This window comes from Mycolicibacterium aubagnense, assembly GCF_010730955.1.
GTDB lineage: Bacteria > Actinomycetota > Actinomycetes > Mycobacteriales > Mycobacteriaceae > Mycobacterium > Mycobacterium aubagnense.
This window is the reverse complement of the sequence record NZ_AP022577.1, coordinates 5,107,075-5,129,904: the sequence shown is the minus strand read 5'-3', so window position 1 is coordinate 5,129,904 and position 22,830 is coordinate 5,107,075. Positions and strand designations below refer to the sequence as shown.

At 67.3% G+C, this 22,830-nt stretch carries 21 protein-coding genes; 11 read left to right on the top strand and 10 right to left on the bottom strand.

What is annotated here, in order from left to right; genetic code table 11:
• Positions 1 to 77: 77 nt before the first annotated feature.
• Genes G6N59_RS24540 through G6N59_RS24530 form a run of 3 tightly spaced genes read left to right on the top strand, consistent with a single transcriptional unit; the run spans position 78 to position 3,819 of the window.
• Positions 78 to 1,733, top strand: coding sequence for a (2,3-dihydroxybenzoyl)adenylate synthase (locus tag G6N59_RS24540; protein ID WP_138229521.1), 1,656 nt, complete (start codon positions 78 to 80; stop codon positions 1,731 to 1,733).
• A 26-nt stretch (positions 1,734 to 1,759) separates the two neighbouring features.
• The gene (locus G6N59_RS24535; RefSeq protein ID WP_138229520.1) at positions 1,760 to 2,431 is read left to right on the top strand and encodes a VC0807 family protein; all 672 of its coding nucleotides are present in this window, start codon (positions 1,760 to 1,762) and stop codon (positions 2,429 to 2,431) included.
• 47 nt (positions 2,432 to 2,478) lie between these two features.
• Positions 2,479 to 3,819, top strand: coding sequence for an acyltransferase family protein (locus tag G6N59_RS24530; protein ID WP_138229519.1), 1,341 nt, complete (start codon positions 2,479 to 2,481; stop codon positions 3,817 to 3,819).
• Here the strand turns inward: G6N59_RS24530 and G6N59_RS24525 are convergent.
• From G6N59_RS24525 to hemW, 3 genes are all read right to left on the bottom strand, one after another.
• On the bottom strand, positions 3,806 to 4,519 hold the full coding sequence (locus G6N59_RS24525; RefSeq protein WP_234884140.1) for a VldE C-terminal domain-containing protein: 714 nt from the start codon (positions 4,517 to 4,519) through the stop codon (positions 3,806 to 3,808). The genes G6N59_RS24530 and G6N59_RS24525 overlap by 14 nt on opposite strands.
• Before the next feature lie 148 nt (positions 4,520 to 4,667).
• On the bottom strand, positions 4,668 to 6,011 hold the full coding sequence (locus G6N59_RS24520; RefSeq protein ID WP_163911689.1) for a salicylate synthase: 1,344 nt from the start codon (positions 6,009 to 6,011) through the stop codon (positions 4,668 to 4,670).
• 88 nt (positions 6,012 to 6,099) lie between these two features.
• Entirely contained in the window at positions 6,100 to 7,251 is a 1,152-nt protein-coding gene (hemW, locus tag G6N59_RS24515) for a radical SAM family heme chaperone HemW (protein ID WP_138229518.1), read from the bottom strand.
• Between the two features lie 99 nt (positions 7,252 to 7,350).
• Between hemW and G6N59_RS31960 the strand changes: the two genes are divergently transcribed.
• From G6N59_RS31960 to epsC, 7 genes are all read left to right on the top strand, one after another.
• Positions 7,351 to 7,473 carry an Ms4527A family Cys-rich leader peptide gene (locus G6N59_RS31960; RefSeq protein WP_407665909.1) on the top strand — a complete coding sequence of 41 codons (123 nt, stop codon included), beginning with the start codon at positions 7,351 to 7,353 and terminating at the stop codon, positions 7,471 to 7,473.
• Between the two features lie 122 nt (positions 7,474 to 7,595).
• Positions 7,596 to 9,260: a nitrite/sulfite reductase gene (locus tag G6N59_RS24510; protein ID WP_138229517.1), complete on the top strand. Its 1,665-nt coding sequence runs from the start codon at positions 7,596 to 7,598 to the stop codon at positions 9,258 to 9,260.
• Positions 9,261 to 9,268: 8 nt separating this feature from the next.
• Positions 9,269 to 9,970 carry a phosphoadenylyl-sulfate reductase gene (locus G6N59_RS24505; protein WP_163911686.1) on the top strand — a complete coding sequence of 234 codons (702 nt, stop codon included), beginning with the start codon at positions 9,269 to 9,271 and terminating at the stop codon, positions 9,968 to 9,970.
• A gap of 7 nt (positions 9,971 to 9,977) precedes the next feature.
• A complete protein-coding gene (locus G6N59_RS24500) occupies positions 9,978 to 10,679 on the top strand; it encodes a sirohydrochlorin chelatase (RefSeq protein ID WP_138229516.1) in 702 nt (233 codons plus the stop codon).
• Positions 10,680 to 10,996: 317 nt separating this feature from the next.
• On the top strand, positions 10,997 to 12,913 hold the full coding sequence (locus G6N59_RS24495; RefSeq protein WP_138229515.1) for a potassium transporter Kup: 1,917 nt from the start codon (positions 10,997 to 10,999) through the stop codon (positions 12,911 to 12,913).
• 221 nt (positions 12,914 to 13,134) lie between these two features.
• A complete protein-coding gene (cysK, locus tag G6N59_RS24490) occupies positions 13,135 to 14,070 on the top strand; it encodes a cysteine synthase A (RefSeq protein ID WP_138229682.1) in 936 nt (311 codons plus the stop codon).
• Positions 14,071 to 14,106: 36 nt separating this feature from the next.
• Positions 14,107 to 14,691, top strand: a complete 585-nt coding sequence (gene epsC, locus G6N59_RS24485) for a serine O-acetyltransferase EpsC (RefSeq protein ID WP_138229514.1) — start codon at positions 14,107 to 14,109, stop codon at positions 14,689 to 14,691.
• Positions 14,692 to 14,761: 70 nt separating this feature from the next.
• On the opposite strand, the gene G6N59_RS24480 is transcribed toward epsC, so the two are convergent.
• From G6N59_RS24480 to G6N59_RS24460, 6 genes are all read right to left on the bottom strand, one after another.
• Positions 14,762 to 15,823 carry a sulfate/molybdate ABC transporter ATP-binding protein gene (locus G6N59_RS24480; RefSeq protein ID WP_138229513.1) on the bottom strand — a complete coding sequence of 354 codons (1,062 nt, stop codon included), beginning with the start codon at positions 15,821 to 15,823 and terminating at the stop codon, positions 14,762 to 14,764.
• Positions 15,824 to 15,845: 22 nt separating this feature from the next.
• A complete protein-coding gene (cysW, locus tag G6N59_RS24475) occupies positions 15,846 to 16,658 on the bottom strand; it encodes a sulfate ABC transporter permease subunit CysW (protein WP_138229512.1) in 813 nt (270 codons plus the stop codon).
• Positions 16,655 to 17,539, bottom strand: coding sequence for a sulfate ABC transporter permease subunit CysT (cysT, locus tag G6N59_RS24470; protein ID WP_138229511.1), 885 nt, complete (start codon positions 17,537 to 17,539; stop codon positions 16,655 to 16,657). The genes cysW and cysT overlap by 4 nt, the downstream gene beginning before the upstream one ends.
• On the bottom strand, positions 17,536 to 18,573 hold the full coding sequence (locus tag G6N59_RS24465) for a sulfate ABC transporter substrate-binding protein (protein ID WP_138229510.1): 1,038 nt from the start codon (positions 18,571 to 18,573) through the stop codon (positions 17,536 to 17,538). The genes cysT and G6N59_RS24465 overlap by 4 nt, the downstream gene beginning before the upstream one ends.
• Positions 18,574 to 18,693: 120 nt before the next feature.
• A complete protein-coding gene (locus G6N59_RS31955) occupies positions 18,694 to 18,786 on the bottom strand; it encodes an Ms4533A family Cys-rich leader peptide (RefSeq protein WP_350224460.1) in 93 nt (30 codons plus the stop codon).
• A gap of 121 nt (positions 18,787 to 18,907) precedes the next feature.
• Entirely contained in the window at positions 18,908 to 19,102 is a 195-nt protein-coding gene (locus G6N59_RS24460; protein WP_138229509.1) for a hypothetical protein, read from the bottom strand.
• Between the two features lie 111 nt (positions 19,103 to 19,213).
• Here G6N59_RS24460 and G6N59_RS24455 point away from each other — a divergent pair, with 111 nt between their 5' ends.
• Positions 19,214 to 21,250: a glycoside hydrolase family 15 protein gene (locus G6N59_RS24455; RefSeq protein ID WP_179970233.1), complete on the top strand. Its 2,037-nt coding sequence runs from the start codon at positions 19,214 to 19,216 to the stop codon at positions 21,248 to 21,250.
• A 13-nt stretch (positions 21,251 to 21,263) separates the two neighbouring features.
• Here G6N59_RS24455 and G6N59_RS24450 read toward each other — a convergent pair whose 3' ends face one another.
• Entirely contained in the window at positions 21,264 to 22,502 is a 1,239-nt protein-coding gene (locus tag G6N59_RS24450) for a thioester domain-containing protein (RefSeq protein ID WP_138229508.1), read from the bottom strand.
• Between the last annotated feature and the right edge of the window lie 328 nt (positions 22,503 to 22,830).

Genomic DNA, 22,830 nt, shown 5'->3' with positions numbered 1-22,830 from the left:
TAAAGGCAGGCTGCCCTAATTTTGATTAGGCTACCCTATATTGCCACTGCCTCCATGCCTACCCCGAGGGACCTGCCGTGACGCGCACCACTGCCTCCACCGAGGCTGCCCCGCATTTGCTGGACGGTTTCGTACCGTTTCCGGACGAGCGCGCCGAGCGCTACCGTCGAGCGGGCTACTGGGCCGGAAAATCTCTGGACAGCTTGCTGACTGACGGCGCACAGCAGTGGCCGGATCGCGTCGCCGTCATCGATCCATCCGTGTCATACACGTTTGCCCAAATCGATCGACTGGCCTCAGAGGCAGCCGCCGGATTCGCCGCTCTTGGCCTCGGAGCCGGCGACCGGGTGCTGCTCCAATTACCCAACACCGCCAACTTCCCCATCGCCCTGTTCGGGCTGCTGCGCACAGGCGCCGTACCCGTCATGTGCCTGCCCGCCCACCGCCGCGCCGAACTCAGCCATTTCGCGGCCGTCAGCGGCGCGGTCGCCCTCGTCATCGCCGACCGGTTCGGCGGCTTCGACTATCGCGACATGGCGCGCGAGCTGGTCGCCGAGCACCCGACCCTCCGGCAGGTCGTCGTCGACGGCGCGGCCGGCGAATTCACCAGTTGGACCTCACTTTTCGGTCACGCGCCGATACCGGCGCCGGTAGTCGACACTGCCGAACCCGCGCTGCTGCTGGTGTCGGGCGGCACGACGGGCGCACCGAAGCTCATCCCCCGCACCCACGACGACTACTACTACAACGCCACCGCCAGCGCCGCACTCTGCGAAATGACCAGTGCGGATGTGTATCTGACAGTGCTGCCGGCGGCGCACAACTTCCCGCTGTCCTGCCCGGGAATGCTCGGCGCGCTGTCCGTCGGCGCAGCCACCGTGTTCACCACCGACCCCAGCCCAGAGTCCGCGTTCGCCACCATCGCCCGGCACCGCGTCACCGTCTGCGCGCTGGTGCCCGCGCTGGCCGGCCTCTGGACGCAGGCCTGCGATTGGGAACCGCAGCGCCCCACGACGTTGCGGTTGCTCCAGGTCGGCGGCGCCAAGCTCTCCGCGCCCGATGCGGCAGCCGTCCGCGCCGCCCTGACCCCCGGCCTGCAGCAGGTCTTCGGCATGGCGGAGGGGCTGATCAACTACACCCGCCCCGGCGACGACCCGGATCTGCTCGACCACACCCAAGGGGCCCCGCTGTGCCCCGACGATGAACTGCGCGTCGTCGACGACGACGGTGCCGACGTGCCACCGGGCGGCGAAGGCGAGCTCCTGGTGCGCGGGCCGTACACCCTGGGCGGCTACTACCGCGCGCCATCCGACAACGAGCGGTCGTTCAGCCCCGACGGCTTCTACCGGACCGGCGACCGGGTGCGGCGCCGGGCCGACGGCTATCTCGAGGTCACCGGACGCATCAAGGACGTCATCCACCGTGGCGGCGAGACCATCTCGGCGCTCGATCTCGAGGAGCACCTGCTCACGCACCCGGCGATCCGGGCCGCCGCCGCGGTCCCGCTACCCGACCCATATCTGGGCGAAAAGATTTGTGCCGTGCTCGTTTTCAACGGCCCGGCCGTCAGCCTCAGCGATCTCAACAGCTATCTCGACGGCCGCGGCGTCGCGGTACACAGCCGCCCTGACACCCTGATCGCGCAGACGTCACTGCCGGTCACCGCGGTCGGGAAGGTCGACAAGAAAGCCATCACGCGCGCCATCGCCGCCACCCACAACCCTCGCGGATGAACCAACCCCACAAGGAGCCAGCTTCGATGTCCGATACTCCGAAGACCCTGCGCGAATACGTCACCAACACGGCGATCAACACCGTGCCGCCGCTGGTCGCGTACTACGTGCTGCGCATGTTCGACGTCGAGCCGTACCTGGCGCTGGTCGGTGCGATCGTCACCGCTGCCGCGCAGGGCGCGCTGACCATGGTGCGCAAGCGGAAGGTCGAGCCCGCGAACGTCGTGGTGATCGTCGGCGCCGCGTGCTCGCTCACCATCGCACTCACCACCAAGAACCCGCGCATCGTGCAAGCCCTCGAGCTCGTCCCGATGTCCCTGCTGGTCTGGTCCTTCGCGATCAGCGGCCTGCTGCGCAAGCCGAATTCGAAGAAGGTCGCCGGCGTCGTCTCCCCCATGCTCGCCGAGCCGGCCCTGCCCGACCGCGGCTGGACCGAGCAGAGCATCCAGGACTGGCACCGGCTGCACACGCAGCTGTGCGTCGGACTCGGGCTGCTCTGCGGTGTCTATCCCGTGTTCGCGCTGTACCTGATCGTCAACTACCCGGTGGACCTCTCACAGTTCGTCATCGTCGCAACCGGCCCCACCCTCGTGGTCCTCAGCATCGTGTTCGCGGTGGCCCGCATTCGCCGGTTCGTCGGGCAGCACGACGCTCTCGCGTCCGCCTCGGCCTGCGGCGATCGAGAATCACGGCGCTGAGTAGTCACACTCATCCGCGCCGCCCGGCGCTCGGGCATCATCAGCTCATGGCAAGACTCCTGCCCGACTTCCGGACCGTGATCGACCGCACCGCGCCCGACCGCGACCGCAGCATCGATGTGGCACGGCTCGGTGCGCTGCTCGTGGTGATGTTCGGCCACTGCGCACTGCTGCTCGCCACCATCACCGCTGCCGGTGTCCAGATCGGCAACACCTTGGGCGCCGTCCCCAGCTTGCAGCCGGCCACCTGGGTACTGCAGGTCATGCCGTTGTTCTTCTTCGCCGGGGGCGCCGCCGGCATACACAGTTGGCGGGACGGGACGCCCTGGGGCACGTGGCTTTTCACCCGTGCGCAACGCTTGTGCCGACCCGCGCTGTGGTACCTGGGCGCATGGACCGCCGCCTTGATCGTGGTGCGGTTCACCATGGGCGCGGAATCCGCGGCCGCGCTGGGCAATGAGGCGGTGGCACTGCTCTGGTTCCTCGGTACCTACCTGATCGTGCTGGCATTCGTCCCCGCATTGGCCCAGTTGCGGTCGGGACGATCTGCCGCGCTGGTGGTCGCTGCCCTCCTGGCGGTCGCGGCGCTCGGTGACTGGGCCCGGATCAGCACGCACACCTTGGCGGCCGGCGCGGCGAACCTGATTGTGGTCTGGTTGATCCCGATGGTCATCGGTGCGGTCTACGCGCACCGATTCGCCGCTCCCCGTACCGCGCTGATCGTGGCCGCAGGCACGCTGGCCGTTCAGGTGGCGCTCGCCAAGTTCGGCCCGTACGACGTGTCATTGGTCGTCACCGGCAACGAACGCATGTCCAACGTGACGCCCCCCACGCTTTTGCTTGCCCTACAGTGCATCTGGATGCCGAGCCTGTTCATCGCCTGCACCGGCGCGGTCCGCCGGTGGGCCCAGCGTCCCCGGGTCTGGTACCTGATCGTGGTGGGCAACAGCGGGGCCATGACGTTGTACCTGTGGCACATCGTGGCCATCGCGATCGCGACGTTCGGCCTGCATGCTGCCGGCCTGGATGCCTACGACCCGGCAGCCCCGTATTTCTGGCGCAACATCGCGATCCGGGCCCTGGTCTTCGCGGTGGTGATGACGGCCATGTTCCTGCTGCTGTCCCCGCTCGAGCACAACCCGTTGTGGTGGTGGGATGCCCGGGTCCGGGCGACGGGACGCGCGTCGACCCTGGCCGGTGTGCTGGTCTGCGCTGCCGGGGCCGCGCTACTGCTGATGGCCAAGTACGGGCTGGGGACGGGGTCGGGCTGGATGCTGTTGGCGCTCTTCACCGCTACCCTCGTCGGTGCCCGGATCAGCGCGGGGCGACCGGCAGCACGCCATGAAGCGGCCGAGAACGGCTCCGCTCCCGGACTCAGTGCGCGCTGACGAACGTCACGGTCGGTGTCGGTGCACCCTTGAGGAGCGTGGGGCCTGACGCGGAGATGACGTAGGCCTCGTCACCCGTCGGATAGCCGCCGCCGTTGGTCGAGATGTGAACGTGGGTGTAGTGATTGGCGTCGGGCCCGCCGTAGTCGGGCATCCGGTGGGCGGTGCCATCCGGGAAATAGATCGCCTGACGCCAGATCACATGGTTCAGATCGAACCGCTGCGCGTTGGCCAGCACGTACGACAGGATGCGGTCCCCGAGCGCCTTGCCGGCGGACGACCCGTAGTCGGGCACCATCACGTCCAGCGCCAGTCCTTCGGGATGCCAGCGCAGCGAATCCGGGCGCACCCCGATCATCGTGTGGATCTCCGGGAACGCGGCGCTCACGGCCCGTTCCGCGAGGATCGTGTCCACCTGCAGCCCACGCTCGGCGGCGACGCCCACCGGCAGCGCAATGCTGCGCACCATGGCGCGCGAACCCTCGGCCGCCTCGGCGATGACCAACGAACCCGAGTGCGGCGCGGTCGGCTCGGCCGGCACCACCTGCGCACAGCAGACATCCACCTCCGCAGCCATGGTGGTCGGCTGGGTCGCGGTGCCCGCGGCAAGAACCGCCGCACCCGGCATCACCAGCGCCGCCAGCGCCACCGACCAGCGGCGCCGGGCGCGCGTCGCGGCAGCTAATCCGGGCTTGTCCACCGGTGCACCATACCCCGCAGGTCACCGTTCGGTAACGGCTTCGGATCAGCGCCGCTGGTAAATTCGCCGTACACATCACGAGGAGGAACTGTCGCCGGGGCCGGCGGCGAACCGCCCGCCGACGCTCCTGCCGGCCTGGACTTCCAGGTCAGGGGCGGGGCACCAGGTACGGCGCGAGCGTCGTCAGCTTCTCGCAGGTCTCCTCGAACTCACGTGCCGGAGTCGACTCGGCGATGATCCCGGCGCCGGCCCGCAGCCACGTGTGGCCGTCGGCCTCGTAGGCCGACCGCAGCGTCAGTGCCGCGTCCATGCCGCCGTCGGCGCTGAACATCACGACCGCGCCGGAGTACAGGCCACGCGGCGACTCGTCGAGCCGCATGATGGCGTCGACACTCTCGGCCTTCGGGATCCCGGATGCGGTCACCGCCGGGAAGAGCGCCTCCAGCGCATGCATCCGGGTCAGCTGTTCCGACAGCTGCCCGGACACGGTCGAGCCCAGGTGCTGCACACTGCCGCGCTCGCGTACCGTCATGAAATCGCTGACGACGGTGGTGCCGGCCTTGGCCACCTCGGCGATCTCCTCCTGCGAACTGCGCACCGAAATCGCGTGCTCGACAATCTCTTTCGAGTTCGATTCCAGGTCCTCGCGGGCCGCGCGGTCGCGATCCGCGCCGCGGCCGAAGGCGCGGGTTCCGGCCAGCGGTTCGGTGATCACGGCACCGTCGGCACGTACCGCGGCCACCAGCTCCGGGCTGAAGCCCAGTGCGCGAATCCCGCCCAGCCGCAACAGGAATGACCGCACCGGGGTGTTGTTCGCCCGGCCCACGCGGTATGTCGCCGGGAAGTCGACCGCGAACGGCACCTCGAACCGCCGCGACAGGATCACCTTCTGATAATCGCCGGCAACGATCTCGGCGACGGCAGCGGCCACCCGCGCCGGGTAGTCGCTGCCGTCGACACTCACGTCGACGGCGCGGGTGCCGCCGGCAGCCGGAATCCCCTTCTGCAGCAGACGATTCAGGGTCTCGGCGACGACGTCCCCGTCGCCCGACACGCGCACCTCGCCGTCGGCGACGACCACCTGGGTCTGCGCGCTGAAGACCCGCGCCAGCGGGGTACCCGCCGGCAGCCGCTGCTGCAACCCGAACCGGTACGCACCGAATTCGAAAGCGACCCAACCGAACAGCCGGTCGGTCTCCAGGAGCAGCCGATCGACGGCATCGCCCAGCACTTCTGCGGGCCGGCCGCTCCACACCTGGCGGGCGACGCCGCCACCGGCGTCGACGATCCGCAACTCGTCGCTGTCGAGTTCGATGGCGGTGCGCACTCCGATGGCCAGCACCCACTCGCCCGAATGCTCGTAGCCGACGTAGTCGGCGCCGGAGCGCTCGGGAAGTTCGGCTGCGAGTTGCGCGATCAGATCGGCCGGGGAGACGTCGGCGGGCAACGCAATTCGCGTCACCGACGCCGCGTCGAGAGCTTCAGCAGTCACGAAAGTTAATTTAGCCTAACCTCACCAGAAATACATCGCCCGCCCCTGTGATTCAGGCCCCAGCGTCTGCTTCCGCCTTCGCGACAGCTCAGTCCAGGACGGTGCGCACCACGGCGTCGGCCAATAAGCGGCCCGGATCGGTCAACACCAGACGGTCGTCGGTGACCGCCACGAGACCGTCGGCCACCGCCCCATGCGCCCGATCCCGCTCGGCTGCGGTGAGCACCGCGACCGGCAAACCGGAACGCAGCCGCAACCGCAACATGACGTCCTCGACGTGCCGGGTGGCGTCGTCCAATTCCTCGAAGTCCGCGACCGGCAGTCGGCCGCCGGCCAGCGCCTCGGCATAAGCGTTGGGGTGCTTGACATTCCACCACCGCCGACTCCCGACGAAACCGTGCGCGCCGGGTCCGGCGCCCCACCACTGGCCGCCGTCCCAGTAGCCCAGGTTGTGCCGGCATTCGCCGCCGGGGCGGCTCCAGTTCGACACCTCGTACCAGTCCAGCCCGGCTTGGCCGAGGTGCGCATCCAGCAGCTCGTAGCGGGCGGCGAGCACGTCGTCGTCGGGCACGAGGATCTCGCCGCGCCGCACCCGCCGGGCCAGCGCGGTGCCGTCCTCCACGATCAGCGCATAGGCCGAGACGTGGTCGACACCGGCATCGATGGCCGCGTCCGCGGAACGGCGCAGATCGTCGTCGGACTCCCCCGGCGTGCCGTAGATGAGGTCGAGGTTGACGTGCGCGAACCCAGCCGCCAGGGCTTCCCGCGCCGCTGCCGGGGCGCGGCCCGCCGAATGCGTCCGGTCCAGTGCCGCCAGCACGTGCGGCGCCGTGGACTGCATGCCCAGCGAAACCCGGGTGTAGCCCGCCTCCAACAGCTCGGTGAAGAACTGGGGCGACGTCGACTCCGGATTGGCCTCGGTAGTGACCTCGGCGCCGGGATTGAGGCGGAAATTCTCCCGCACCGCGTCAAGCACCGCCGCCAGCCCGGAGCCGCCCAGCAGCGACGGAGTGCCGCCGCCGACGAACACCGTGTCGACCGGTAGCTCGACCTGGGCACCGGCCATCGACAACTCGGTGCGCAGCGCCCGCAGCCAGCCGTCGGGATTAGCTCCCCCCAGCTCACCAGCGGTATAGGTGTTGAAATCGCAGTACCCGCACCGGGTGGCGCAGAACGGCACGTGGACATAGATGCCGAACGGACCACCGGCGGAGGCGTCGCGCGATTCATCGGAGGTCATGGGCACCAGTGTCCCACCGGGCGATCAGCGGGCCATGTCGGCAGCGCGGCAGACACCTTTTTGCTCACGCTGATCGCCAACCTGGCCCGGTTAGGCCGAATGCACTGCTCGTGGCAGAATGGCGGGGTGTCCGCCAGCCTCAACCGCGCCCTCGGTTCCGCATTGGTAATGCGGCGGCATGTCGACTTCAAGCGCGTATGCAGCTGTTGCTGTCTGTCTTGATACCTGCCTTGATGCCTCAGATCTGACCTCAGAATCTTCAGCCGGCACAGGATCGGCAGTGCCGGACAGCCCCCGGTGAACGCGTGATCCAACGCCTGCTCTTGTGCGAAGGAAACCACCCCGTGACAACAGCTAAACCCGCCAAGACCCGCGATGAAGGCCAGTGGGCCCTCGGCAATCGCGAGCCGCTGAACGCCAACGAGGTGTTCAAGCTGGAGGACGACGCGCTGAACGTGCGGCAACGCATCATCGACGTCCACTCCAAGCAGGGCTTCAGCAGCATCGACAAAGACGACCTGCGCGGCCGCTACCGCTGGATGGGCCTCTACACGCAGCGCGAGCAGGGCTACGACGGCACCTACACCGGCGACGACAACGCCGACATGCTGGAAGCCCCGTACTTCATGATGCGGGTGCGCTGCGACGGCGGCGCGCTGACCAGCGCCGCGCTGCGGACCATCGGCGATATCTCGGTCGAGTTCGCTCGCGACAGCGCCGACATCACCGACCGCGAGAACATCCAGTACCACTGGATCCGCATCGAGGACGTGCCGGAGATCTGGCGTCGTCTCGAATCCGTCGGTCTGCAGACCACCGAGGCGTGCGGCGACTGCCCCCGCGTCGTGCTCGGCGGCCCGCTGTCGGGTGAATCCCTCACCGAGGTGCTCGACCCGAGCTGGGCCGTCGACGAGATCGTGCGCCGCTACATCGGAAACCCGGAGTTCTCCAACCTGCCCCGCAAGTACAAGACCGCCATCTCGGGTCTGCAGGACGTCGCCCACGAGATCAACGACATCGCCTTCATCGGCGTCAACCACCCCGAGCACGGCCCCGGCCTCGACATCTGGGTCGGCGGTGGCCTGTCCACCAACCCGATGCTCGCCCAGCGCCTCGGCGCCTGGGTGCCGCTGGCCGAGGTGCCCGACGTCTGGGAAGGCATCACCAAGGTCTTCCGGGACTACGGCTACCGCCGCCTGCGCTCCAAGGCCCGCCTGAAGTTCCTGATCAAGGACTGGGGCGTCGAAAAATTCCGGGAAGTTCTCGAAACCGAATACCTCGGCCGCAAGCTGATCGACGGCCCGGCGCCCGAGCAGGTTCCGCACACCATCGACCACGTCGGCGTGCAGAAACTCAAGAACGGCCTCAACGCCGTGGGCGTCGCGGCAATCGCGGGCCGCTCCTCGGGCACCATCCTGACCAAGGTTGCCGACCTGGCCGAAGCCGCCGGCTCGGACCGGATCCGGCTGACCCCGTACCAGAAGCTGATCATCCTCGACGTCGCCGACGACAAGGTCGAGGAACTGATCGCCGGCCTGGACGCGCTGGGCCTGCAGACCCGGCCGTCACACTGGCGCAAGAACCTGATGGCCTGCACCGGCATCGAGTACTGCAAGCTCTCGTTCGCCGAGACCCGGGTCCGGGCCCAAACACTGGTGCCGGAGCTGGAGCAGCGGCTTGCCGACCTGAACTCCCAGCTGGACGTGCCCGTCACCATCAACCTCAACGGCTGCCCGAACTCGTGCGCCCGCATCCAGATCGCCGACATCGGTTTCAAGGGCCAGATGATCGACGACGGCAACGGCCCCGAGGAGGGGTTCCAGGTGCACCTGGGCGGCAGCCTGGGCCTGGACAGCGGTTTCGGCCGCAAGCTGCGTCAGCACAAGGTGCTGGCCACCGAGCTCGGCGACTACATCGACCGTGTTGTGCGCAACTTCGTGAAACAACGCGAGACCGGCGAGCGTTTCGCCCAGTGGGCCATTCGGGCCGACGAAGCTGACTTGAGGTGATCGCAGACATGACTGCCGTATCCGAGACCGATCTGAGGGCGCTCGCCGAGCGCGGTGCCGTCGAGCTGGCCGACGCCAGCGCCGAGGAACTGCTGCGCTGGGTGGACGAGAACTTCTCCGGCCACTACGTCGTCGCCTCCAACATGCAGGACGCGGTGCTGGTCGAGATGGCTGCCAAGGTGCGGCCCGGCGTCGACGTGCTGTTCCTGGACACCGGCTACCACTTCGCCGAGACCATCGGCACCCGTGACGCGGTCGAGGCCGTGTACGGCGTGAACGTGGTGAACGTGACCCCCGAGCACACCGTCACCGAGCAGGACGAGCTGCTGGGCAAGGACCTGTTCGCCAGCGACGCCGCCCGGTGCTGCAGCCTGCGCAAGGTGCAGCCGCTGTCCAAGGCGCTCAAGGGCTACTCGGCATGGGTCACGGGCATCCGCCGGGTTGAGGCGCCGACGCGCGCCAACGCTCCGCTCGTCAGTTTCGATGAGGCGTTCGGTCTGGTGAAGATCAACCCGATCGCCGCGTGGAGCGACGAGCAGATGCAGGAGTACATCGAAGCCAACGGCATTCTGGTGAATCCGCTTGTCGACGAAGGCTATCCGTCCATCGGCTGCGCACCGTGCACCCAGAAGCCGGTCGAGGGCGCTGACCCCCGCAGTGGCCGCTGGGCCGGTCTGGCCAAGACCGAATGCGGTCTGCACGCGTCCTAGGCTTTCGATGCAACTGATCCTCACCGCGCACGGCAGTGCCGATCCGCGGTCGGCGGCGAACGCCCGCGAGGTGGCCCGTACCGTGGCCACCTCGCGGCGCGACGTCGACGTCAAAGTGGCATTCTGCGAACAGAATTCGCCGAATCTGCGCGATGTGCTCGCCGACTCCCCCGCCGGCGGTGTGGTCGTGCCGCTGCTGCTGGCCGACGCCTATCACGCCCGCATCGACATCCCCGAGATGATCGCCGACGTCAATCCCGCGGTCCGGCAAGCCAACGTACTCGGTGAGGACGACCGCCTGATTCACGTGCTGAGCCAACGGCTGACGCATTCCGGGGTGTCCCGGCTCGACTCGACCGTCGGTGTCCTGGTGACTGCTGTCGGCTCGTCCTCGGCCACCGCCAACGCCCGGACCGGCACCGTGGCCACCGGACTGGTCGCCGGTACCCACTGGCAGGCGACGACGGCATTCGCGACGGGACCACAGGCCAACCTGGCCGAAGCCACTGAACTGCTCCTGGACCAAGGTGCGACGCGGTTGGTCATCGCGCCCTGGTTCCTGGCCCATGGTCGCATCACCGACCGGGTTGCCGAATTCGCTGCGGCACACCGGATTGCCATGGCGCAGCCACTGCGTTCGCACCGACTGGTCGCCGAAACCGTGCTGGACCGCTTCGACGACGTCGTGGCCGCTCGGCACGCCGCATAGCCCATAGCCCGAAGCCCGAAGCCGTCGGAATCCCGGCAAGACCGCGGCCGTCGCCGTATGGATCTCGTATAGACCGTGGCGACGGAACGTCGTCGCCGGTTGACTCGGCTCATGCGAATATCTGGGACCGCCGATGTCTGACCTGCTGCAACTGCTGTCCATGTTGGCACTGCCGGCATCGGTCCTGCTGCTGTGCCGACGCGCCAACCGGCGCGACCTGCCGTCCTCCGCGCTACGACGCTGATCGCGCATCCGGTCCACGTCGCCTAACATCCGGACGTCGACAATCGACGATCCGGACGAAGGAGACACCGCGCGTGGGCACACACCCCGACACCGGTCGGAAGGGGCTTGGAGCGGGCCTGGCCGTCAGCGCGCTGGGCGTCGTCTTCGGCGACATCGGGACGAGCCCGATCTACACGATGCAGACGGTGTTCGATCCGGGAGACCCGCATCCGGTGCCGATCAGCCGGGACCACATCTACGGTGTGGTCTCCCTGATCTTCTGGTCGGTCATGCTGATCGTCACCGTCACCTACGTCATGCTGGTGATGCGCGCCAACAACGATGGTGAAGGCGGCGTCATGGCGCTGATCACCCTCGTGAAGCGGTCGTCGAACAAGCTCGGCAAGCGCACCGCGACCATTCTGGCTGGGCTCGGAATCCTCGGCGCCGCACTGTTTTTCGGTGACTCGATGATCACCCCGGCAATCTCGGTGCTGTCGGCCGTCGAAGGCGCGAAGACCATCGACGCCCGCCTGGCCGACTGGGTGGTGCCGATCACCGCGGTGATCATCATGGCATTGTTCAGCGTGCAGCGGCACGGCACTGCGGTCGTCGGCAGGTTCTTCGGCCCGGTGATGGTCCTGTGGTTCGGTGCGATCGGCGCCTGCGGCGTCATGGGTATCACCCAGGAACCCGCGATTCTGCGTGCACTCAACCCGATGTATGCGCTGAGCTTCATGGCCGGGCACTTCGGCATCGCGTTCTTCGCCCTGGCCGCCGTCGTGCTGTCGGTGACGGGTGCCGAGGCGCTGTACGCCGACATGGGCCATTTCGGCCGCAAGCCGATCACCTTGGCCTGGCTGCTGCTGGTATTCCCCGCCTGCACGCTGAGCTACTTCGGGCAGGGCGCGCTCCTGCTGCAGAACCCGACAGTGCACGACGCCCCGTTCTTTCTCCTGACGCCCGACTGGGGCCGGCTGCCGATGGTGCTCCTGGCCACGGCGGCCACCGTGATCGCGTCGCAGGCGGTGATCACCGGAGCGTTCTCCGTCGCTGCACAGGCCGCCCACCTCGGCTACCTGCCGCGCCTGCGGATCCTGCACACGTCGGCATCGACCATGGGCCAGATCTACGTGCCCTGGATCAACACCATCCTCATGGTCGCGGTATTGACCCTGGTGTTCGCGTTCCGCAGCTCGGCGTCCCTGGCATATGCGTTCGGCATGGCAGTCACGGGGACCATCACCATCACCACCCTGCTGTTCCTCAACATCGCACGCGCCAGGTGGAACTGGCCGCTGTGGTCGGTGATCGCGATCGGGGCCCCGCTACTCACCGTGGACCTGATGTTCCTGGCAGCCAACCTGACCAAGCTCGTACACGGTGCCTGGCTGCCGTTGCTGATCGGGCTGATCGCGTTCACGGTGATGACCACGTGGCAGGAAGGCCGCGCGGTGGTCACCCGGGCACGTGACGAGGTCGAAGGGCCACTGCGCCAGTTCGTCGACTCCATTGTCTCCAGTGACCCGCCGCTGACCCGGGTGCCCGGCACCGCGGTGTTCCTCAACCGCGGTATCGAGACGGCGCCACTGGCCATGCGCGCCAATGTCAGGTACAACCGCATGCTTCATGAGCACGTGGTGGTGCTCTCCCTGGTGACAGCGACGGTGCCGCGTGTCTCCGACGCCGATCGACTGAGCATCGACGACCTGGGCTACAGCGACGACGGGATCATCCACGTCACCGCCACCTACGGCTACATGGACCGGCCTGACGTCCCGGCCGCTCTGGCCCTCATCGATGCGGCTCAGACCGAGGGGCCGCTCGATCTGGCGGGCGCGACCTACTTCCTGTCCAAGGTCGATCTGGTGATGGGCAAGAAACCGTCAATGGCGCCATGGCGGACAAGGCTTTTCATCGGTACGTCGTACATCACGTCGGACGCCGCAGCCTACTTCCAGCTGCCGCTCGACCGCACAGTCGTTCTGGGCTCCCGCATCGAGGTGTGAAATACCCACCCGTAGGTAACGCGTTGTCCCAAGCAGATAGATTTTGTGATGATCGAAACCCTTGACTGAGCACCTGCTATTCAGCAGATTCGGCAGGTGCCTGTCGCGGCGTGACGGTCGTGCGTGGCACCACGGTGCCGCGTGGGCACCCACAATTTCACCAGCAGGACCGCCAGCGAGCCCGCCCACGCGGCGAGCTTGCGTATGACGAGAGGTTGTCGATGGGCAAGATCTACGCCAATGTCACGGAGTTGGTCGGGCGCACCCCGCTGGTCCGGCTCAACCGGTTGACCGAGGACGCTGGTGCCGAGGTCGTCGCCAAGCTGGAGTTCTACAACCCCGCCAACAGCGTGAAGGACCGCATCGGCGTGGCGATCGTCGATGCCGCGGAGAAGTCCGGCGAGCTCAAGCCCGGTGGCACCATCGTCGAGGCCACCAGCGGCAACACCGGCATCGCACTGGCCCTCGTCGGCGCGGCCCGCGGCTACAAGGTCATCCTGACCATGCCGGAGACCATGTCCCTCGAACGCCGGGTGATGTTGCGCGCATACGGCGCCGAGATCGTGCTGACGCCGGGCGCCGAGGGCATGGCCGGCGCGGTCGCCAAGGCCAAGCAGATCCTGTCCGAGACCCCGAACTCCGTGGCCGCTGACCAGTTCGCCAACCCGGCCAACCCCGCGATCCACGAGCAGACGACCGCCGAAGAGGTCTGGGCCGACACGGACGGCCGGGTCGACATCTTCGTCGCCGGCATCGGCACCGGCGGCACCCTCACCGGCGTCGGGCACGTTCTCAAGCGCCGCAAGCCGGACGTGAAGATCGTCGGCGTCGAGCCCGTCGACTCCCCCATCCTCACCGGCGGCCAGGCCGGACCGCACAAGATTCAGGGCCTCGGTGCAAACTTCGTCCCCGAGGTGCTGGACCGCTCTGTGTACGACGAGATCATCGATGTCGCGTTCCCTGACGCCATCGAGGTGGCGCGCGCGCTGGGCACCGAAGAGGGCATTCTGGGTGGCATCTCGGCGGGCGCCAACGTGTGGGCGGCGCTGGAGCTGGCCAAGCGTCCCGAGAACGCCGGCAAGCTCATCGTGGTGATCGTCCCTGACTTCGGCGAGCGGTACGTCTCCACAGCGCTGTACGAGCACATTCGGGACTGATACCGGGCGAGCGAAGCGACGGGAAATAGACAAATCATGACGCTGTTCGCCAGGCTCCGCGAGGACCTGGACAACGCACGCAGCCACGACCCGGCCGGGCGCGGAGACGTCGAGAACGCCCTGGTGTATTCGGGCCTGCATGCCATCTGGTCGCACCGCCTGGCCCACCGGCTGTGGGCCCGCCCGGCATGGCGCGGACCGGCCCGCGTGCTGGCTCAGGTGACCCGCTTCCTCACCGGCATCGAGATTCACCCGGGGGCGACCATCGGCCGGCGGTTCTTCATCGACCACGGCATGGGCGTCGTGATCGGCGAGACCACCGAGATCGGCGACGACGTCATGCTCTACCACGGCGTGACGCTGGGCGGCCGCAGTCTCAACAAGGGCAAGCGCCACCCCACCATCGGCAACCGTGTGACGGTCGGCGCCGGCGCCAAGGTGCTGGGCCCCATCGTCGTCGGCGACGACTCTGCCATCGGTGCGAATGCCGTTGTGACACACGATGTTCCGGCTGACTCGATCGCGACCGGCATTCCGGCGATCGTGCGTCCACGCACGGAGAAGCAACGCGAGCCCGCCGTCGACCCGACGACCTACATCGACCCGGCGATGTACATCTGACGCTCAGCCAGAACAACGAGAAGTGCCCCGAATCAATCGATTCGGGGCACTTTCCGGTTTACCGCCCGGGTCAGGCCCGAGCGAGAACTGCCTCGACTTCTTGCGTCTGGCCCGCGATCGGCGGGATACGCGTCGCCCGGACGTACACGGTGTCGCCCTCGATGAGGCGCAGCGCTTCGGCGTCGCCGCGGGTGATCTGTGCGGTGAAGGGCGTATGGTCCGCTGCCGTCGTCAGCTCCACGCGAACCTCGAAGCCCAGCACGACAACTCGGTCGACCTTGGCCCGCAGCACACCGGTGGCCGCCACATCGCCGTCGGCCTGGGAAATGGCCATGTCGGGGGTCCGGCCCACGCGAATGTCGTGCGGACGCACCAGCGTCCCGTTCAGCGTGGACACCGCGCCGAGGAACGACATCACGAACGGATTGCTCGGGCTGTCGTAGACCTCGGTCGGTGAACCGACCTGCTCGATACGGCCCTTGTTGAGCACCGCGATCCGGTCAGCGACGTCGAGCGCCTCGGACTGGTCGTGGGTGACCAGCACCGTGGTCACGTGCACCTCATCGTGCAGGCGGCGCAGCCAGGCCCGGAGGTCGTCGCGCACCTTGGCGTCGAGAGCACCGAACGGCTCGTCGAGCAGCAGCACCTGGGGATCGACCGCGAGGGCCCGGGCCAGCGCCATGCGCTGACGCTGACCGCCGGAAAGCTGGCTGGGGTAGCGCGTCTGGAACCCGCTGAGGCCCACCACCTCCAGCAGGCTGTCGACCTTCTCGCGGACCTCCGCCTTGGGCTTCTTGCGGATCTTCAGCCCGAACGCGACGTTCTCGCGGACGGTGAGGTGCTTGAACGCCGCGTAGTGCTGGAAGACGAAACCGATGCCGCGACGCTGCGGCGGCACCCCGGTGACGTCGTTGCCCTTGATGGTGATGGTGCCGGTGTCCGGGGTGTCGAGCCCGGCGATGGCCCGCAACAGCGTCGACTTGCCCGAGCCGCTGGGGCCCAGCAGCGCGGTCAGCGACCCCTCGGGCACGTCGAAGTCCACGTTGTCCAAGGCCGCGAAGTCGCCGTATCGCTTGTTGGCACCGCGCACCGTGATGGCCGGGGTCCTGCCCTGCTTGTGCTCGTCGCTCATGTTCGGTTCTTCCTATCGAAAGCTATTGTGCCGCCCGGGCACGCCGGGCGTCGAGGATCACCTGCACGACCAGCACGATCACCGCGACCGCCATGAGCACTGTCGACATGGCGTACGCGCCGTATTCGGCGCCGCGGTTGTACCGATCGGAGACCAGCAGGGTGAGGGTCTGAGATTTGCCGGGCAGATTGGAAGACACCATGATGACGGCGCCGTACTCGCCCAGTGTGCGCGCGACGGTCAGCACGATGCCGTACGTCAGGCCCCAGCGGATGGACGGCAGCGTGATCCGCCAGAACGTCTGCCACCACTGCGCACCGAGGGTCGCAGCCGCTTCCTCCTGGTCGGTGCCCAGTTCGTGCAACACCGGTTCGACCTCGCGGATCACGAACGGCACCGTCACGAAGATGCTGGCCAGCACGATGCCGGGGAAACCGAAGATGATCTTGAAACCCCAACTGTGCTCGACGAAGCCGAGCAGGCCGGCCGACCCCCACAAGAGGATCAGGGCGACACCGACGACGACGGGCGACACCGCGAACGGCAGGTCGATCACGGCTTGCAGCACACTCTTGCCGCGGAACCGGTTGCGGGCCAACACCAATGCGGTCGGCACCCCGAACAGCACGTTCAGCGGCACCACGATGGCGACGACCAGCAACGTCAGCTGCAGCGCGGAAACGGCTGCCGGCGTGGTGATCTGGGCGAAGAACTCGCCCAGACCAGGCTGGAACGTCCGCCACAGGATCAGGCCGACGGGCACGATGACGAGCACCGTGATGTAGGCCAGCGCCAGGTACCGGGTCAGGTAGCGAACCACCGGCGAGAGGGTCATGAGGCCAGCTCCTGACGTTTGGCCGCACGCGATCCGATGATTCGCAACACGAACAGCACCACGAACGAAATCACCAGCAGCACAATCGAGATCGCGGCCGCACCGGTGGGGTCGTCGTTCTCGATCAGGGTGCGGATCCACTGCGACGACACCTCGGTCTCGCCGGGCACCGCGCCGCCGATGAGCACCACCGAACCGAACTCACCGATGGCCCGGGAAAAGGCCAGACCGGCGCCCGACAGCAGTGACGGCAGCAGTGCCGGCAGCACCACCTTGGTGAAGATCACGAAGTTGTTGGCGCCCAGCGACGCGGCCGCCTCTTCGGTCTCGTGGTCCAGTTCGAGCAGCACCGGCTGCACCGACCGCACCACGAACGGCAGTGTCACGAACAGCAGCGCGATTCCGATGCCCCACTTGGTGTGCTGCAGATGCAGATTCACCGGACTGGCCGGACCGTACAGCGCCAGCATCACGAGGCTGGCCACGATGGTCGGCAGCGCGAACGGCAGGTCGATGACCGCGTCGACCAAACGCTTGCCCACGAAGTCGTCCCGGGTCAGCACCCACGCCACCAGCAGGCCGAAAACCAGGTTGATGAGCGCGACAGCCGCCGAGACCTCCAGCGTCACCCGAAATGACGCCAGAGCCGAGTTCGACGTGATCGCGGTCCAGAAGTACCCCCAGCCACCGCGGGCGGACTGCACCAGGATGGCGGCCAGCGGCAGGAGCACGATCACGGACAGCCAGATACTCGCCGCTCCTACCCGCAACGACGTGGTGCCGAACGCCTGCCGCACGCCGGACCCCGGCCCGGCCGAGCCACCATTGCTGGTGGTCTCTGGCCGGGCCGGGGCGTCGTCGAACTCAACCGAGGTTGTCATCCAGTGGCCTGCTTATAGATCTTGGTAATGCTGCCATTGTCCTTGTCGAACAACGCCGGATCGACGGTCTTCCATCCACCGAGATCAGCGATGGTCCACAGCTTCTCCGGGGTCGGGAAGTCCTTGGCGAACTCGGCACTCACCGCGGGATCGACCGGACGGAACCCGGCCTGCGCCCACGCCTTCTGTCCCTCAGCGGTGTAGAGGAAGTTCTTCAGCGCGTTGGCCTTGTCCTGGTGCGGACCGGAGGTCACGACCGCCACCGGGTTCTCGATCTTGAACGTCTGCGGCGGGTTGAGGTGCTGAACGTCCTTGCCCTGACGCTCGACGTTGATCGCCTCGTTCTCGTAGCTGATCAACACGTCACCGGTCCCGTGCAGGAACAGATCGGTGGCTTCGCGGCCCGAACCCGGACGGGTCTTGATGTGCTCGGTGACCAGCTGCAGGATGTAGTCGAGGCCGGCCTGAGCGTCCTTGCCCCCGTTGCTCTTCGCGGCGTATGGCGCCAGCAGGTTCCACTTGGCCGAACCCGAGCTCAGCGGGCTCGGGGTGACGACCTCGATGCCCGGCTTGAGCAGGTCGTCCCAGTCCTTGATGCCCTTGGGGTTGCCCTTGCGCACAACCAGCGACACCACCGAACCGAACGGGATGCCCTTGGTGGCATCGGCGTTCCAGTCCTTGCTGACCTTGCCCGCCTTCACCAGGCGGGTGACGTCCGGCTCCACCGAGAAGTTGACGATGTCGGCGGGCGCTCCCGACTCGACCTTGCGCGACTGGTCGCCGGAGGCGCCGTAGGACGTCGTGACAGCGACGCCCTTGCCTTCGGGGGTGGCGGCGAAGGCCGGGATGATCTTGCTCCAGCCGGGCTCCGGCACGGCATAGGCCACCAGGGTCAGGGTGGTATCGGCGCCAGACTGTCCACCTCCGCCGGCGGTGTCGCTCGCACCGCCACCGCAGGCGGCGAGCACCATGGTGGCGGACACAACGGCTGTCACAGCTGTGACGGGCCGCCAGTTCTTGATGATCTTGTGCATTGGGTGGACCTTCCTTGCGGGATTACGGATGAGCTACCCGTCACACGGCAAGGGTGATGAATCAACACGTGGGCATAGCAGCAGCCGGCGCCGACCCCAGTAACCGTGGACGGAAACGGGTCAGCGACAACAGGCGACGTCAGCAACAGCGCGGGTACCCACGGCAATGAGAGCCAGGATGTGGCCCTCGGTAGTGCCGGACGCTGCGTGCATGGCGGGAAGAATATCAGAGGTTGCTTGGCAGCTACTGCTCAGCGAGTCAGCAGCCAGGTGACGATTACCAGCACCACCAGCAGCACCAGGATCAACGTCACCCGTGACTGCGGCAGTCCGTTCACAGCGCTTCCTCCTCGACGTGGCGAGCCCGGTGCAGCAGGGTGATGGTGTAGCCCAGAGCCACGTCAAGTAGCACTGCCAGGCCATATGCCAGTGCCAGCACAACGGGCATCACGATGATCGTCTGCAGCACGAAGGACAGGCCGGACAGCCACAGCTCAACGCCGTCCCACCAATTCAGAATGCCGCTCATCGATTCCAGCCTACGGTGTGCGCCCTTTCGGATCGCGATGGGTGGAATCCGGCAGGCCTGGTCCGAGCTTTGGGTGGACGGCAACCGCAAATGCAGTCGATGATGTGCGACATGGTGCTGCCACAAACGGACAAGTCGGGACAGTCCAGCGACCCGGGCCACATCTCGGCGAACGGTCACGGGGTTCCTCACCTCGCCGCGGCGGGCGACGATTCGTTGACCGGCGGTGCGATCTCGACGGCGGTGCGCACGCCCTTTCCGCCGATCGCGGACTATGCCTTCCTCTCCGACTGCGAGAACACCTGCCTGATCTCCTCGGCGGGATCGGTGGAGTGGATGTGCGTGCCGCGACCCGACTCCCCCAGCGTGTTCGGCTCGATCCTGGACCGCAGCGCCGGTCACTTCCGGCTGGCCCCGTACGGGGTGACGGTGCCTTCGGCGCGGCGGTACCTCCCGGGCTCGCTGATCCTGGAGACCACATGGCAGACGCACACCGGCTGGGCCATCGTGCGCGACGCCCTCGTGATGGGTCCGTGGCATGACATCGAGACCCGCTCCCGCACGCATCGCCGTACTCCGATGGACTGGGACGCCGAGCACATCCTGCTGCGGACGGTGCGTTGCGTCAGCGGCACCGTCGAGTTCGTCATGAGCTGCGAGCCGTCGTTCGACTACCACCGCGAGAGCGCGTCGTGGGAGTACTCGGCCGCCGCGTACGGCGAGGCGATCGCCCGGGCCAACAAGAACCCCGAAGCACATCCGACGCTGCGTCTGACCACCAATCTGCGGATCGGCCTCGAAGGCCACGAGGCCCGCGCCCGGACCCGGCTGACCGAGGGCGACAAGGTGTTCGTCGCGCTGTCATGGTCGAAGCACCCGGCGCCGCAGACCTTCGACGAGGCCTCCGACAAGATGTGGAAGACCAGCGAGGCGTGGCGCCAATGGATCAACGTCGGCGACTTCCCGGACCACCCGTGGCGGTCCTATCTGCAACGCAGCGCGCTGACCCTCAAGGGCCTGACCTACTCCCCGACCGGCGCCCTGCTGGCGGCCAGCACCACGTCGTTGCCGGAAACGCCGCACGGCGAACGGAACTGGGACTACCGGTACTCGTGGATCCGGGACTCCACCTTCGCGCTGTGGGGCCTGTACACCCTGGGCCTGGACCGCGAGGCCGACGACTTCTTCTCGTTCATCGCCGACGTGTCCGGCGCGAACAACGGTGAGCGCCATCCCCTTCAGGTGATGTACGGGGTCGGGGGTGAACGCAGCCTGGTCGAGGAGGAACTGCACCACCTGTCCGGCTACGACTACGCGCGGCCGGTGCGGATCGGCAACGGCGCGTACAACCAGATGCAGCACGACATCTGGGGCACCATGCTCGACTCGGTGTATCTGCACGCCAAATCCCGCGAGCAGATTCCCGAGATGCTCTGGCCGGTGCTGAAAAACCAAGTGGAAGAGGCGATCAAGCACTGGAAGGAACCCGACCGCGGCATCTGGGAGGTGCGCGGCGAACCGCAGCACTTCACCTCGAGCAAGATCATGTGCTGGGTCGCGCTGGACCGCGGCTCGAAACTGGCTGAGCTGCAAGGGGAAAAGTCGTACGCGCAGCAATGGCGCGCCATCGCCGACGAGATCAAGGCAGACGTACTGGCGCACGGCGTCGACAAGCGCGGCGTGCTCACCCAGCGCTACGGCGACGACGCATTGGACGCGTCCCTGCTGCTGGCGATCCTCACCCGGTTCCTGCCCGCGGACGACCCACGGGTGCGCGCGACGGTGCTGGCGATCGCCGAAGAGCTCACCGAAGAGGGCCTGGTGCTGCGCTACCGAACCGAGGAGACCGACGACGGATTGTCCGGCGAGGAAGGCACTTTCACCATCTGCTCGTTCTGGCTGGTGTCGGCACTCGTCGAGATCGGCGAGGTCAGCCGGGCCCGGCACCTCTGCGAGAAACTGCTGTCGTTCGCCAGCCCGCTGCATCTGTACGCCGAGGAGATCGAGCCGCGTACCGGCCGGCACCTCGGCAACTTCCCGCAGGCCTTCACACACCTGGCGTTGATCAACGCCGTCGTGCACGTGATCCGCGCAGAGGAGGAAGCCGACAGCAGCGGGGTGTTCCAGCCCGCGAACGCGCCGATGTGACAGGCGCTTTCGGCTAGAAGGTGAGCTCGAAATCGATGACGGTCGGGGTCGGCACGGCGAGGGCAACCGGCGTCAGGCGGCTGTCATGCGCCACGCCGGTGATGACTCGGCCGCCGAAACCGTTCTGTGCCGCAGGCACACTCGCGGTGACGGTCACCTGTCGAACCCCCGATGCCGGATGCAGGTAGATGTCGCTACCGGGGACCACCGGTGTGGTGATCGGCTCCCCTGCCGTGTCGACGAGCGTGCCACCCACCGCCGTGAGCGTCGCGGCATCGGTGGCCTCGAACCGGAACGGGCCGACGACGTCGCCTGCCACCGCGCGGTCGGTGACCAGCCGCGGCACCACCGTCAGCCGGCGCGCCGTCTCGGCACCGGCGACGAGGTAGTTGTACAGCGCGACAACACGTTCGGCGTTCCGGTAATGGCCGGATCCGTGGAGCGTGAAGGTCACGTCTTCGATGTCGACGAATGCCCCGCTGTCGGCGAGGACCTGGAGCCGGTAGAAGCGGTACCCGCGGTGCTGGCGGCCCGGGCGGCTGTCCGAGGCGGTGGCCCCGACGCCGAGGCCCCGGCGGTGGCGCCCGTAGCCGGCAGCGACGTTGAGTCCCGACGCGGCGACCTCGCGCCACGACGTCCCGTCGACCGACTTCTGGAGCACCAGCGAGACGGCCGTGTCGCTCGTCAATTCGACGGTGTAGCTGCCCAATTGAGGTTCACCATCGAACTCGAAGGTGATGGCGCCCGGTTCCGGAGTGACCGCGACCGGCACGTTGAGGGGGCGGTTGTCCAAGCGCAGGCCGTTGGTGAAATGCCAGATCGCGGCCTGCGTCGCGGCGATGGCCTCATGCTCGGCCAGATGCGCGTCACCGAACAGGTGACCGGCCGCCCGGACCCGGCGACTCAACTCGACCGTCCCCAGGGTGGGATACGAGTTGCGGATGATCCAGTCCACCTCGGCCTCGAAGGCACGCGCCGCCACGTTGGGGACCGCTGACCAGTTCGCCGGCCGGTACTGGGAGGGCCGGGTCGGGGCCACGCCCTGGAAGTCGAGCGAGTACGCATCGATGTTTGGGTTGAGCCGGATCAGGTCGGTGCGCGCCGTCGTCCCGTCGGTGAACACGACGGTGTCGACCGTCGGCGAATAGGTGCCGCCGCGGTAGCGGGTCATCCGGGTGATCTCGGCGTCCCGGCGCACGGTACGGCGGACCGCGACGGAGGTGCGGGTGGGTGCGAGCAAAGATGAGGACATTGCTGTGTTGCTTTCTGGAGGTGCGTGAACAGCGCGTATACGTGCTCCGCCAGAAGATGGGCGGGCAGAACGCAGAGGGCCGGCGTCAGAAAATCAACAACAACAACAACAACAACACGGCACGACGAAGCAGCGCCGCATGGGCATGCGCAGCGATCCGTCGTGGGTCATGCCGCCTACCATACGGCACTCGCGCAGAAAAGCCACGGCCGGATTCGTCACAGCAAACCGGGTTTTAACCGCGGTGCGCGCTAACCCTGTGGGGACCCCCGTAAAGCCGTATCGTGGCCGCCGCATCCCCACCACGACCCGTCGGAGGTAGCCCCCC

Bases quoted from the DNA above. Each gene is read 5' to 3' on its own strand.
- G6N59_RS24455 (WP_179970233.1), top strand. From the start codon at position 19,214: ATGGTGCTGCCACAAACGGACAAGTCGGGACAGTCCAGCGACCCGGGC.
- G6N59_RS24535 (WP_138229520.1), top strand. From the start codon at position 1,760: ATGTCCGATACTCCGAAGACCCTGCGCGAATACGTCACCAACACGGCG.
- G6N59_RS31960 (WP_407665909.1), top strand. From the start codon at position 7,351: ATGCACTGCTCGTGGCAGAATGGCGGGGTGTCCGCCAGCCTCAACCGC.
- G6N59_RS24500 (WP_138229516.1), top strand. From the start codon at position 9,978: ATGCAACTGATCCTCACCGCGCACGGCAGTGCCGATCCGCGGTCGGCG.
- epsC (WP_138229514.1), top strand. From the start codon at position 14,107: ATGACGCTGTTCGCCAGGCTCCGCGAGGACCTGGACAACGCACGCAGC.
- G6N59_RS24460 (WP_138229509.1), bottom strand. From the start codon at position 19,102: ATGAGCGGCATTCTGAATTGGTGGGACGGCGTTGAGCTGTGGCTGTCC.
- G6N59_RS24505 (WP_163911686.1), top strand. From the start codon at position 9,269: ATGACTGCCGTATCCGAGACCGATCTGAGGGCGCTCGCCGAGCGCGGT.
- G6N59_RS24450 (WP_138229508.1), bottom strand. From the start codon at position 22,502: ATGTCCTCATCTTTGCTCGCACCCACCCGCACCTCCGTCGCGGTCCGC.
- cysW (WP_138229512.1), bottom strand. From the start codon at position 16,658: ATGACCCTCTCGCCGGTGGTTCGCTACCTGACCCGGTACCTGGCGCTG.
- cysK (WP_138229682.1), top strand. From the start codon at position 13,135: ATGGGCAAGATCTACGCCAATGTCACGGAGTTGGTCGGGCGCACCCCG.
- G6N59_RS24480 (WP_138229513.1), bottom strand. From the start codon at position 15,823: ATGAGCGACGAGCACAAGCAGGGCAGGACCCCGGCCATCACGGTGCGC.
- cysT (WP_138229511.1), bottom strand. From the start codon at position 17,539: ATGACAACCTCGGTTGAGTTCGACGACGCCCCGGCCCGGCCAGAGACC.
- G6N59_RS24465 (WP_138229510.1), bottom strand. From the start codon at position 18,573: ATGCACAAGATCATCAAGAACTGGCGGCCCGTCACAGCTGTGACAGCC.
- hemW (WP_138229518.1), bottom strand. From the start codon at position 7,251: ATGACCTCCGATGAATCGCGCGACGCCTCCGCCGGTGGTCCGTTCGGC.
- G6N59_RS24530 (WP_138229519.1), top strand. From the start codon at position 2,479: ATGGCAAGACTCCTGCCCGACTTCCGGACCGTGATCGACCGCACCGCG.
- G6N59_RS31955 (WP_350224460.1), bottom strand. From the start codon at position 18,786: ATGCACGCAGCGTCCGGCACTACCGAGGGCCACATCCTGGCTCTCATT.